This is a genomic window from Pseudomonas ogarae, from assembly GCF_014268695.2.
GTDB classification, from domain to species: domain Bacteria; phylum Pseudomonadota; class Gammaproteobacteria; order Pseudomonadales; family Pseudomonadaceae; genus Aquipseudomonas; species Aquipseudomonas kilonensis.
Genome location: NZ_CP077086.1, coordinates 973,892 through 986,931 on the forward strand (window position 1 = coordinate 973,892; position 13,040 = coordinate 986,931).

A 13,040-nucleotide genomic window follows, 5' to 3' on the forward strand; every position below is an offset into this window, starting at 1 on the left:
GACAATGCTTTTATACGCCTGTTCTTTTTCTAGCGGACAGGCCAGGGAGTGTCTTTTTCATGCAGGAAGCAAACATCAATACGGGTGACAGTGCGCTCGGTTTCATCAGCCTTTTCAAATTGGCCGACCTCGAAAGGGCACTGTTGCCCTACAAAAACACTGAACAATACGATGCGGTCATTCGTTATTACTTTGCCTGTATCGGTATGCCGGATTCCCATCGGCTGCTTGAGCCACTGGGGCTCTTGAAGCAGACCCTTGCCCAGCTCCTGGGCAATCGCAGGGTCAAGCGCAGCCAGGGCGCGCGTGCGTCGGGCCCGGTCGGAGCCGCGGTGGACTTGCCGCGCATCTACGACAAAGTCGAACGTCATGAAGCGCGCCTTCAGTTCAGTACCGAGCAGATGAAACAGGTGCCAACGGAGGTTCCCAAGACGTTGCACTTTGTCTGGCTCGGCGGCGGACTTGGCAACATTCAGCGCGATTATCTAAATGTGTGGAGAGAGGTTTTGGCCAAGCAGGGCTATACCCTGAATCTTTGGTATGACAGCGATGCGCTGCTGGCCTGGCAAACCAACAAACTGATTGTCGAAGCGGCCAAGGTCGATGTTTTTCTACAAGGGGTGGATGAACGTATTTCCGAAGTTGAACTCGGTGCCTTGTACAACGAGCGGGCTATTGTTCTAAGACACCAGATGCATGCCCATATCAGTGCAGCCGTGGCTAACGGCGGATCAGCCGACGAGGCCCGGATAGACCTACTGTCCCGCGCCTACGGCCAGGATATGCAAGTACTGCGCAAACAGTTGGAACACAATCGTCGCAGTGTCCTGGACATGAACGGCTTCAAGTTGCGTGATCTTGCCACGGGCGAAGTTTCGCTGCAGTTGCAGGATGTCTATGACCGGGAGATGTGTTTGCGCGGCAATATGGCGGCGGCCTCTGATGTGGTGCGCGTTGAGGTCCTGTATGCCGAAGGCGGCAGTTATACCGATGTCGATCACCTTCCGCCGCTGTCGCAAACCCTGGGCCCAGTCGATATCAGCGGTTTTGACCGTGATGCCCGCCTCGGTGTCCTGCAACTGCTGCTGAACAACAACCCCGAATGGATGCCGGGTCGCCAGGCGTCTTCCCGTTATTACGCGCACATTGGCAACGAGCATTTTCCGGCGCTGCAAGCCTTCGCGCAGAGCCGGCCAGGCCTGAGCCAGGTCTTCGGGCAACCGACGGATCGGCTTGCCCGTCCCTTCGCGCTGCGGGCCTTGGCCATGGAGCAATCGTTATCCAATGCGTTTCTGATGGCCCATCCGGGTTCTGCGGTCCTCAACAGTGTGATCGAGCGTTTGCGCGCCAACTACGCGTTGATCGATGCCTCGACCCAATTGGCCACTCAGCGCGATATCCCATTGAGTGATGTTGCTGGCATGTTGAGGCTGGTGGAGGAGGTGTTCGAAAAAACCAATGGATCGCTGACCGGACTGTCGATGGCAGACGTGCCGAGCGCGATAGCGCTGATCTCGGCCATCGCGACCCACTTCGGCGATGGCATTCGGTTCGACAGCGAGGGCACCATCTACCTGACGGGGCCCGGCGCCATGCGCGATGGTATGGCCGACTATGCGAAAGCGCACTTGAGCGCCGCCGTGGCCGAGACCTTGCGCAAAGAGGCGGCCATTGCGCCCAACTGGACGGTGAATGGTGCCACCGAAGAGGAGCAGGATCACTCCTGGAAAGAAAATGAAACCGATCACGAGAAATGGGTCAGCAACGAGCAGACGAGTTGGCGTGAGGGGCTGTACAGCACCCGTTACAGCGGTGATATGGCGCAGTTGCTCAAGCACTCGACCATCGAGTTCCAACAGGGCTGGCCGCTGATCGAAGGGCGCGCGGTACTGCTGACCGATGTGCTGGAGCGACTGGTCGAGGGGCTTGGCGAACCGTTCATCGAGGCGATGAGCCAGGGACATGACGGTGAAATCCGCTTCGAGAAACCGCTGCCGCTGAGTTTCGATGATCGCCAACTCATCCGGCGCCAGCCGGCCGATGCGCTGGTTCCGGTGTTCCTCCGCGACGCGCACATGCAAAGCCTGGGGATCGATGAGGTGCTGGGCGATATCGCCAGTGGCGCCCGTCGTCTCATTGAGGCCAGCCCTGTGCAAAGGCTGTCGCTGGGCCTGCTACTTGGCTTGGATGCCCTGGATAACCAGCGTTTCAGCGCGGTCACCAGTGAGCTGGAGAACCTCGCCAACAGCGTTGTCGAACAGGGCGTGTCCGGCCGTTATGCGCTTATCGAGCGGCAAATGTTCAAGCGCAAGTCGGCCGGGTTCATGAACGGCTTGGTGAGCGATCCGGCAGATGCGCCGCTGCCGTCCGACAGCGCGCTGGCGCTGAAGAAAACCGCCTTGAAGCAGGCGCGGACGCTGTTCCAGTGGGGGCGTCATGTCGCGCGAATCCAGAAAGCGGCGACCCTTGAGCACCGCCTTCAGGTGGTTGAACGCTCGGCGCAGGTGCTGGACGGATTCGGCCACAACGGCGTCCAGATGGTCCCCCAGGATTTGCTGCTCGGCAGCGATGGCGAGACGATTGGTGGGCGTTGCTATCCCCTGGCGTTGGTGATGAGCGCGGCGCTTGCCCAGGGTGACGTCGCCTCCGGGCACTTGCGCGAGCGCTTCTTCCTGGCAGTACTCGAACCCGGACAAGCCGACTCCCAGGCCTTTGTGCAAAGCCTGGAAGCCCTGCGGGACGTATCGCTGGGCGAGGTGGGCACGCGGCTTGGCCAGGCCGACCTGGACCAGGTCACTGCCGCACTCGAAAGACACGTCGCGCCCCGTACGCTGATGCTCAACTCGGACAACCATTCGATGCTGGTGGCCAAGACCGCCAGCGGAGAACGCGCCAGCTATCATTTTTTCGACCCCAATTTTGGCCTGTGCAAATTCGACCATGTGGACGGGCTGCAACGTGCGCTGGAACACTTTTTCCAGACCGAGGGCATGGCTCGCTATTACGCCGCCTATGGTTCTGAAACTCGACCGCAATTCGATCTGATCGACCTGCACAGCGCAAAGATCTCGGCCTTGGAGCTGTCTGACGGTTTCACGGTGGAACACCTGCTCAAGCCCGATCCCTTGCCAGGAAAACCGGCGCTTGAGATTCGCCAGCGCTTGAACAGGGCCTATGGAAAATCCCTGGTCGACAATTCGCACCTGGGCAGCAGTTTGCTGGCGCTGGACAGCCATTGGTGGGGACAGCAGATCGCCCAGGCAACGGTTGGTTTGCAGGCGCTGCATGACTCGCCGACGCCGCTGGTGCCCTTGTTCGAAACGCTGGAGGTCACGCCCGAAGGCCAATACCGAGTGAGCTTGATCGATCCCGCGCAACCGCAACAGCAGGTCCGCGTGCTCAGTGACGATCAGCGCCTGCTGCGGATCAAGACCTGGCTGTCGGAACAGTTCTCGACCCTGGCGCGCCAACCTGTGCAGACCGGTGGCGTCGTGGATCCGACCGAGGCCGGCAGTGTCCATACCCTCAACGCAGGCTTCACCATCCAGGCCTTGATGAACGCCTTGCGCGGGCGGGAAGGGAATGACCGAACGTTGACCACTGCCGTGCGCCTGCATGCCTACGTCAACTATGCGCAGTTGGTGCATGGCAATGTCATGGACGTGGCGGGCCTGGTGCAGTTGGCTCGCACCGCCCTGGCGGAAGAACGGCTCATTGCCGGCACGTGTGCGCCGGTCGTTGGCCAGGCTCTGGGGCATGCGGCCAACGAAGGCGTCGGCGCGGTGTTGGGGCTGGCCAATGTCGGCTTTGATATCTATCAACTGAAGACGGCGCAAACCGGCATCGAAAAAGCGCAATTCGGTACCCAACTGACATTCGACTCTGCCAGCCTGGCCTTGACGGCGGGCGGTGTCGGGGCGGGGTTGGCCGGGGCATCGACCGCTGCGGCGGTGCTCGGTGGTGCGGGCGTGATTCTGGGTGGGGTGGCGGTAGGGGTGGCCGCCCTGGCCCAGGGCTTTGCCACCATCGCTCGCGAGGCACGGCAAGTCGGTCAGTGTTTCGACGACCTGGAACAGGCCTATCGCGGTGACGCCTACCACTACGATCACACGCTGTCCGCGTGGGTGGCACGGCCTTCACTGATCGTCAGAAGCATCGACTTGACGGAGGGGACATTGCAGCTCGACAGTCCGAAGCTGTATCCCCTGCATGATCATTTCGGGGTGCCGGGCTTCGATCCCGATGAGGCGCGGGCGATCGACATCCGTCGAGAACTGGGGCTGCCCGGACGGATCGGGTTCGCCCCGCCCGCAGGACAACCCATCGTGTTGCCCTGTACGCCGCAAACCACTTACGGCTATGAATACAAGGCCCTGCCCTTCGCCCGCTGGCGCCATGATCCTGGCTTCGACACGGCCCGGCGGCTGGAAAAAAGACAAGCGGACGGCACGTGGTTGTTTCTGTTTTCGTTCTATTCCTTTCCTTCCGACTACATCCTCAATCGCTTGAATCCGGTGTATGGCGAAACGGTCATCCGGGTGAACCTGGATGCGCTGGAGCGGACACTGGTGATTCCCGTGCTGCCAGAGGCCTGGCACGGAAAGTTGTCCTATCGGCTCAGGGGCGCGGGTGCGCGCTGTACCGTGACGCTCAATCCCGGGGTCGATATCAGCCTTGTCGCACCGAACCAGACGTATTGCCGCTGGGTATTGCAGGCCACCTGGGCCAATGACCGAGATATCCAGGTTTCGTCTTCCGACGAGCTGTACATCGGCAACGTCCGTGTCACCCGAATCGGCCGGCAGGAAGTGCTGATTCGCACGGCCGACCAACTGTTCAGTGTCACCCAGGGTAAACGTCAACTGGACCTCCTCGAACAGACGGTGCCTGAAGGGCTCGATGAACAGGCGCTGCTTGACCACTACAAGGGCCTGGCGCGCGAGCATCGATTGACGCTGCCCTATACGCCGGTCCATCACTATCTGATCCCGTTCGAGGATCCCCGGCAACCGCGCTACACCACGGCCTGGTATGACGCGGGCGACGACCGCTTTCTCTATATTCGCGACGACATGGCGGTGCTCGGCGACCCTCAGCTGTCAGTCGTCATGGGCACGTCGGCGTATTTCTACGATCCCGACGGGTTCCAGATCTGGCAGACGGATTGCGCCACGGGTTTGCTCAAGTGTCGCTACCTGTTGTTGCTCCAGGAGGGGCAAAGCACCATTCGCAGCCTGGAAGCGGATGCGGAAGGGGTGATTCATGTGGTGCAGGAATACCTCCTCGATGATCAAACCATCCGGCAATACCGCTACCTGATTCATGACGGGCAATTGCTGTTGAGTTCCGTTACTTACGACACGGCGCCGCAACTGCAGGCACTGCTGTTGACCAGCGATACCCTGACCGAGTGGTCGTCCGTACTCGGCAACTTTCTGCGGCTGCCACCCGGGCCTACGAATAACGGGGCGACGACTGTCGATTGGCAGCCGGCTCCGTACGTTTCGATCTGCTGGACGATTGCGCCCGATTCCCGAGACCTGGCGTGGGTACGCAGCAGCGATCGACGGCTGATCCTTGCGCAACCCGCCAGGCCTCATCCCCGTGGCTGGGATGACTCGATCAAGAACCTGGACGGGCTGATGTTATTGCCGATGGCCGACGACAGCGATGTGTTCTTCGTTTACCAGCGCATCACCTCCAACCAGACGCTCTGCCGACTGCAACGCAGCGTGTATGACGGTCGGGCGATGTGGACCCAGCAATGGGTGCAGCCTGAGGGGCTCAAGCAAATCCTGGCCGTCGACGGGGGGTATGTGGCGCTCGATGAAAACGGGTTGTTTTTCAACCTGGGCGCGCAAGAAACATTGCAGTTTGCTGGCGTGAGCGAACAGTGGCTCAAGGGGCGCGCCCGATGGTGGCAGGCTCTGGAGCCGTTGGCCACGCGCTACCCGGGCAAGGATTTTGCCATTGCCGGTCTGCGCAACGTCGCCGGTGACGGCAACCTGTGTGCCTGGTATGTGAACAGCCGATTGTTGTTGTGCGATCCGGGACTCGACAAGGAAGTTCGCTTGCTTGGCGTGACGCCCGACAATCAGTCGGTCTGGCTGTTCGATCAGTCGAGCGGTGAAGTATTGAACCAGGCATTCTTCGACCCGCAGCGGCTTGACCAGGCATTCGGCACTGGCTCGCAATTGTTGCCGGGCGGCAGCCTGCCGGCGTATCAACGGGAGTGGGCGAGCTGGCGGTTTGCCGAGGTCACGCTTGAGGGCAGCGGTTTGCGCGGGACCAGCGTGGACGGCGTGGCGTTGGCGCTGCGTTATCAGGAAGCGGGGACCATCACCGGGGTCAACCACGACTGGGTGAGCGCCCAGGGCGAACACCTGGTGGAAGCCCTCCAGCGCCTGCTGGAGCAAGCGCAGCATGCGGAGTTCGTGTCGGTGGAATCGGAGCCTGGAAGCCTGCAATGGTATGACGTGCAAAGTGCCCGGCTGCTGCGGGTGACCGGCAAAAACCTGCCCAGGAACTTTACCCTGCTCGGCACTCAGGCTCAGGTTAACGTGCTGCTGCACAAGCATCAGGATGGACGAGTGCTCATCTATCCGGACAAGCGCAGCATCGGGCCGTTCGATTATGTCCAGCGCAACGCCCAGGTGCTGGTCGTCGAAGGGGCGAAGGTCGGCCGCGATCTCTTGCCGCTGATTCCCGATGAGGTCAACACGTTGATCCTGCGCTTGGGCCAAGGCGCGGTGACGTGTCATTTGACGAAGACGGAGTGGCTGAAACTGGACTCGGTCATTGTCGACTGTCGACATGCCCTGGGTGAACCACCCGCCACGGCAAGCACATTGATCTGGGCATTCGATGAGCCTGGAAAACTCGTGTTCGAGATTGTCCAGGCGCATCTGGTCATTGTCGATCCGGACAGTGAGCACTGCCTGATCTTGCGTGATGTGTGTTCCGCCGACCCGGTCTTGCGCGGTGAACTATGCCTGGGCTTCAACGCTGCGCAGGCCCTCCCGGTGTCGACGTTCGTGGCACGGTTACGGGACCTGGGTGGGGTCGGCAGTGCAACCCTGAAGGAGCTGCTGGCGCCGGCGCCGGTCGAAGGCTAGGCGGTCCACCTTCAGGGGACCAGGTAGCCCCTCACCCCGGTAAAAATGATCTGCGCCGCCAAGGCGCAGACAAACAGCCCCATCAGGCGGCTGACGATCTGCAAGCCCTGGTCGCCCAGGATTCGTTCGATACGGCTGGACAGGTAGAGCACGACACCGACGGTGAAACTCGCCAGGGCGATGCTGATGATGGCCATGAGTTTGTCATCCCAGTGCGGCTGGCTCACGCCCATCACCAGCAGGGCGCCGATGGTGCCGGGGCCGACGGTCAACGGAATGGTCAGCGGGACGATGGTCACGTCCTGCTGCACGTTGTCGGTCTGTACGGCCGACTTGCCCTGGGCCATGCCCAGGGCCGAAATGAACAGCACACTGCCGGCGCCGATACGGAAGGCATCCACGGTGATGCCGAACACGCTGAAAATCACCCGCCCGAACAAATACAGCAACACGCTGGAGACCAGCGTCGCCGTCGCGACCTTCCAGGCCAGGCGGCGTTGTTCCTTGCGCGAATAGCCGCGAGTCAACCCGATAAAACACGACAGCACGAAGAAGGGGCTATAGAGCACCAGCATCTTCAGGTACACGCTGAATAGTACGTGGAGCATGGTTCGGACTCATTGCGAAAGACATCGCCGGAGTCTATCAGCCTCTGAATCGACTGTCGGCATTTGATTGGATGTAGTGAAAGGGTGTTTTTTATTCGATGGGTTGTGTCTGCTTTTGTTTGAATAATATTAGTTTGGTGGTTTTTATTTTGAGGTTACAAGTTGAGAGTTGTTGTATTTGGTTAGGTTGATTAGTGTGGGGCTGCAGGTCATGGAGTGACTTGCTTGATAACTTAAGGAATAACTTATGAGTTTTGAAGTGTGTGACAGCAGCGTGGCCGCCTGTGTGGCGCGTCTGGAAAGTTATGATATCTATCCAGATATCAGTCCCCGCTCGTTGTATTCGGGTGATATCGAGCCTCCGGCGAAGGGATCGGTTGTCGGTGAAGGTATCCTGGCCTTCGCCGGTGGTCTTTCTTCGCAACACCAGGAAGATGCGCAGCATGCCTTTCTCTTTGCGTCCCTGGTCGCCAACAGGCAATACCCTCTCGAATCCCAGGGGCGAGAGTGGTACTACAAGTTTGTAGAAGTCATGACGAACGCCGGTTGGGTCGCCACGCAGCGCTTCTATGATGACCTGAGCGTCGCCGGTAACACCGTTCGGATGGACAAACTGGTGTTGGACATCCTCGCTTCCGTAGTGTCGGGTATTGCCCTCGGAAGCGCGACTTCGGCGTTGCTGTTGAGGGTTGCCGACAGTGCAATCACTGCCCTGCAGAAGAAGGAAAAGACCCTGACCCTTTTCGAGCGAAACCTGCTGGAACATGGGGTGGGCGGAATGGCGGCCGGTACCTGTGTCGAAATCGACGGTGAAGTCAGCATGCTGCTTGGCACTGTGCGCTTTATCCGGCGCAACAGCGCGACCCAGGTCTTGTTTGCAGATTGGAACAGTCGTGAAGTGAAGTTGTATAAAGGTGAGTCGGTTTTCAGGAAAGTGCCGAGTATTGTCGAACGAACCAGAGGCATCATTATTGGTCGGCTGGGTAATCATGCCGTCAGCAAGATCGAAGAGTACGAAATCTAAGTTTCATTTCAATAAGGCAGCCGGATGATCGGTTGCCTTGTTTTTAGGAAGAATAAAACATGGACAAGGAATATTCGGTTTTTGTTAACGCGGCGGCGATTGTTTTAGTTTCCTCCACTGTTCGGGGAACAGGGGTTGAAGACTTGATGAATTCGGTCTTGCTCGCGCAATTGGTGGCTAACAAGAATCTGCAGCGCATACCAAGCGCTGATTGGTACGCTAGTTATATGGACGTCCTGAGTGTCGCCTGGATAGCGGGTGCCAAACGCCGAAAGGACCTGCTACCGAAACAAGACGCTGCCAGCTCGCCATTGGAGTGGGTTACAGCAATACCCCTGGACGATCGGCCGGACCAGCAACAGCAGATCATGGCGGTGTTGGACCGTGTCGCCGCTTTACCCGGCTCGCTGCCGGCGCTGAGTATCCTGCGCAAGCATATGCAAAAACCAAACGAACCTGAGCCGACGCAGAGCCCTTCAGCGTCCAGCCCCGTGCGCTTGTTGGTGATCGTGGCGCACAGCCCCGTTTCGATGACCGGTATCTGTTTGCAATTCAGCACAGGGAAAGCGATCAATGCCAACCCTTGGGGGCAATGCTTTGATGGCAAGGACATCGACGGTTGTGTGTCGGCGCGTTATTTGCGCATGCAACTGAGCGAAACATTGTTCGCGCCGGCCCGCGAGGTTATCGCCCGTAAGGTAGGGACTGTGGTGGACGACAACGTGGTGGATATCACCGGGGTTATCGAGGATTCGGTTGTTCGTCCTGCCGAGGAGGTCGGGCGATGACCGGGCCGATTCCATCCGCTGCGGTCGTTGGCGGCAGTGTCGTTTCGTTCGCGGCCGGTTTGCCCGCGTCCCAGCGCGAAGACGTGTACTTGAGCACGCTGTATGCGCAACGGGCCACCTGGACGGCCTACCGTGCCGGACTGTCAGGGAACTGGTTTGGCTATTACTGCAACCAACTCAAATTCCTGGGATGGGACGTACCGCGCCCGCAGACGCTGCCAGCCATTGAAAGTCCGATGGGGGTGGGAGCGACACAACATATCGAGGCCGGTCTTGGCGAAGCTTTTCACGCCCCGGCCAGTGGTGCGTTGGTGGCATTGGAGAGCAATCCCAAAGCGCTAGAGCTGTTCGAATCAACCAGCCTGTCGCGCGACACAGGCATTTTCCAGATGATTCCCTGCGTGCCGAACGGTACCCATAGAATTGCAATGGGCGTGTATCACTGCCAGTTCCAACTGCGTCGACAGATGTCTCGATTCTTGTTCATCGAGCGTGGCGACTGGGTGCGCAGCAGTGTCGAGCAAATGACTGTCATCAACTTCAATACGCTGTACTACGCCACCTTCAGGGAAAAGGTAAAACGTTCGGTGATGTCCCAAACATCCACCTACCTCAGTGCCTTGGAACTCTGAGGCGTGCTCTCTCGCTGGCTTGGATTGGTTCAATAAGTCGATGCAGTCGGTTTTTGCTGATCGCGCTGGGCCACCCAGTGTTCGATCAGCTCACGCAACTGCGACAGCTCCACCGGCTTGGCCATATGCCCGTCCATCCCGGCCTGGCGCGCGCGCTCCTTGTGCTCGGCCAGGATATGCGCGGTGAGCGCCACCACGGGGGTGCGAGTCCTCTGGTTGCCCATTTCCCAGGCACGCAGTTGCTGAGTGGCGGAAAACCCGTCGAGGATCGGCATCTCGCAGTCCATCAGGACCAGGTCGTAGCGCTGCTCCTTCATGGCCTTGAGGGCTTCTTCGCCGTTGCTGGCAGTGTCGGGTTGCAGGTTGAGCTTGCCGAGCATGCCGCGGATGACCTTGGTGGAAATGCTGTTGTCCTCGGCCACCAGAATGCGGAAATCGCTCGGCACCTTCACCGGAAGGGGAGGGCCGGCGTTCACCTGCACATTCGTCGCCAGGCCCCGATTGCGCTGGTTCAGCTCGTCCGCCAGGGTGGTCTTGAGGGTATAGCCGGCCACCGGTTTGGCGAGGATGCGCTTGACCCCGCTGTTGCGTGCCACGATCTTGCTCGGCGCGTTGCTGATACCGGTGAGCATGATCAACAGGATGTCGTGGTTCAGGCTCGGGTCTTCCTTGATCTTGGCCGCCAGTTGCATGCCGGTCATGCCTGGCATGTTCTGGTCCAGCAACACCACGTCGAAATAGTCGCGCAGGTGGGCCTTGGTGCGCAGCAGCGCCAGGGCTTCCTTGCCCGATGGCACCGCACTGACGTTCAGGCCCCAGGCGCTGCACTGTTGCACCAGTACTTTGCGGCAGGTGTCGTTGTCGTCGACGATCAATACCCGCGCCCCTTGCAGCGGGCCATCGAGGTCGGAAGTCGGATGTTCGAGGCGATCCGGGTCCAGCGGCAGGGTCAGCCACAGGGTACTGCCCTGGTTGCTGCCGCTTTTGATACCGAATTCCCCGTGCATCAGCACGATCAACTGACGGGCGATGACCAGGCCCAGGTTGCCCCCAAGGCGCGTGGCCGACAGGAAATTCTTGCTGTGCAGCTCGGCGTGCATCAGCGTGTCGCGCTCTTCGGCGTCCATCGGCGTCCCGCTGTCCTGGACTGCGATGCGCAGGCGCGGCTGATTGCTGCGCTCGTCGAGGGCGACGACGATCAGCACTTCGCCCTCATCGGTCTTCTTCAGGGCGTTTTCCAGCAGGCTCAGCAGCGCCTGGCGCAGCCGCGTCGGGTCACCGCTGATCACTCGTGGCACCTGGGGCTGGATGAAACTGATCAGCTCGACATTCTGCTGTTCGGCTTTGGCCCGGAAGATACTCAGGCAATCCTCGATCAGTGCATTGAGGTCGAACTGCACGTCGTCCAGTTCGATCTGCCCGGATTCGAGCCGGGAAATGTCGAGGATCTCGTTGATCAGGGTCAGCAGTTCATTGCCGGCGCTGTGGATCGTCTGCACGTAGTCGCGCTGCTTGACCGACAACGGGGTACCCAGCAGCAGCTCAGTCATGCCCAGCACACCGTTCATTGGGGTGCGGATCTCGTGGCTGATCTTGGCCAGGAACTCGGCCTTGGCATTGATCTCGGCATTGCTCGCCGCCAGGTCGCGGCTGATGCTGAACCGGCTTTCGTTGATCGAGCGCTGGCGCTCGCCCAGGGCGACACTCATCAACAGGCCGCTGATGCAGATGAAGATCAGCAGGGTGATGATCAAGCCCTGGGGAGGGACTTCCGTGAGCCCTTGCAGGGCCGGAAGGATGATCAGCGTGCCCAGGTTGAAGACCACCATGGCCGCGACGAACAACCGGGCCGGGCGGTAGCCCTTTTGCCAGTGCCAGGCGCTGACGAACAGCATGCTCAGGCCGGCCAGGGCCACCAGGGCATAGGTCATGATATTGAGCGGCAGCGTGTTGACGAACAACAGCAACAGGCTGCACAGCATGACGAACACGATGTCCCCCAGCAGCAGCCGGTTCAACGGGTGCGGTCCCAGGGGCGCGAAGAAACGGTAGGCGAACATCAGGCCGCAGGGCGCGGTCAGCAGCAAGGCCAGGTAGGCCCCGGGCGTCTGGACGGCAGGCCAGTCGGGCAGCCAGGGCCCGGCCAGGTTCAGCAACAGTGCGAGGCTGAGCATCAGCAGCCCTTCACAGGCTGCCAGCCACAGGCAACTGCGTGAGCGGGTGTAGGCATAGCGGGTGAGGTTGTGCAGGATCAGCATGGCGATGCAGCCGAACAGCAACCCATAGATCAGCGTCTGGTTCTGATCGGCCGCCGCCACGACGGCCGATTGCAAGATGACGTAGGGGCGCAGTTCGTGGCGCGAGGCCAGTCGCAGGTAGACATCCAGCGATTTATCGCTGCGTGGCAGGGGCAGCATGAAATCGCTGCTCGGTACCACCGGTTCGGTGTGCGGCGTGGCATTGCCGCTGACCTGTTGGTCAACCAGGGCGTCGCCGTCCAGCACATAGAGGTTCAGGCGTGACAGGTCGGGGGCGAAGATGCGCAGGATCTGTTCATGCCGGTCGGGGGCCAGGCGGAAACGCAACCACAATGCCCCGCCGGGCTCGGCGGCCTTGAGGCGGTCGAGGTCGATGGGGCTGAATTGATTGGTGTAGCGGGCAGAACGGATGTCGCTCAGCGTCAGGTCGCCCTGTTCGTCGAGCAATACCGCCCAGCCACTGCCTGGCGCGGCCTGGGCCGGGAGCATGCAGAGCAGCGTCAGCAGGGTGACGGTAAGGCCTATGGCAATCCTGAGCCAGCGCACGGCGAAATCCCTTCGTAGGTTGATGCCAGATTATAACTATGCGCGGCGCCGGAACAGTCAGGCAAGGGC

6 protein-coding genes are annotated in these 13,040 nt (G+C 60.2%); 4 read left to right on the top strand and 2 right to left on the bottom strand.

Annotation, left to right across the window (positions count from 1 at the left end; translation table 11 throughout):
• Nucleotides 1–59 precede the first annotated feature (59 nt).
• Complete coding sequence (locus HU749_RS04175; protein WP_186651156.1) at nucleotides 60–7,115, top strand: TcdA/TcdB catalytic glycosyltransferase domain-containing protein; 7,056 nt, start codon at nucleotides 60–62, stop codon at nucleotides 7,113–7,115.
• 11 nt (nucleotides 7,116–7,126) lie between these two features.
• On the opposite strand, the gene HU749_RS04180 is transcribed toward HU749_RS04175, so the two are convergent.
• Nucleotides 7,127–7,723 carry a MarC family protein gene (locus tag HU749_RS04180; RefSeq protein WP_014336378.1) on the bottom strand — a complete coding sequence of 199 codons (597 nt, stop codon included), beginning with the start codon at nucleotides 7,721–7,723 and terminating at the stop codon, nucleotides 7,127–7,129.
• 247 nt (nucleotides 7,724–7,970) lie between these two features.
• On the opposite strand from HU749_RS04180, the gene HU749_RS04185 reads away from it, so the two are divergent.
• Genes HU749_RS04185 through HU749_RS04195 form a run of 3 tightly spaced genes read left to right on the top strand, consistent with a single transcriptional unit; the run spans nucleotide 7,971 to nucleotide 10,167 of the window.
• On the top strand, nucleotides 7,971–8,747 hold the full coding sequence (locus tag HU749_RS04185; RefSeq protein WP_046064390.1) for a hypothetical protein: 777 nt from the start codon (nucleotides 7,971–7,973) through the stop codon (nucleotides 8,745–8,747).
• Nucleotides 8,748–8,806: 59 nt separating this feature from the next.
• Complete coding sequence (locus HU749_RS04190; protein WP_095963119.1) at nucleotides 8,807–9,535, top strand: hypothetical protein; 729 nt, start codon at nucleotides 8,807–8,809, stop codon at nucleotides 9,533–9,535.
• On the top strand, nucleotides 9,532–10,167 hold the full coding sequence (locus HU749_RS04195) for a hypothetical protein (protein WP_225919125.1): 636 nt from the start codon (nucleotides 9,532–9,534) through the stop codon (nucleotides 10,165–10,167). The genes HU749_RS04190 and HU749_RS04195 overlap by 4 nt, the downstream gene beginning before the upstream one ends.
• A gap of 29 nt (nucleotides 10,168–10,196) precedes the next feature.
• Here the strand turns inward: HU749_RS04195 and HU749_RS04200 are convergent, their stop codons facing one another.
• Nucleotides 10,197–12,971, bottom strand: a complete 2,775-nt coding sequence (locus tag HU749_RS04200; RefSeq protein WP_095974547.1) for a hybrid sensor histidine kinase/response regulator — start codon at nucleotides 12,969–12,971, stop codon at nucleotides 10,197–10,199.
• Nucleotides 12,972–13,040 lie beyond the last annotated feature (69 nt).

Excerpts from the sequence above, each read along its gene's own strand:
- HU749_RS04180 (WP_014336378.1), bottom strand. The coding sequence starts at position 7,723 with ATGCTCCACGTACTATTCAGCGTGTACCTGAAGATGCTGGTGCTCTAT.
- HU749_RS04185 (WP_046064390.1), top strand. The coding sequence starts at position 7,971 with ATGAGTTTTGAAGTGTGTGACAGCAGCGTGGCCGCCTGTGTGGCGCGT.
- HU749_RS04175 (WP_186651156.1), top strand. The coding sequence starts at position 60 with ATGCAGGAAGCAAACATCAATACGGGTGACAGTGCGCTCGGTTTCATC.
- HU749_RS04195 (WP_225919125.1), top strand. The coding sequence starts at position 9,532 with ATGACCGGGCCGATTCCATCCGCTGCGGTCGTTGGCGGCAGTGTCGTT.
- HU749_RS04190 (WP_095963119.1), top strand. The coding sequence starts at position 8,807 with ATGGACAAGGAATATTCGGTTTTTGTTAACGCGGCGGCGATTGTTTTA.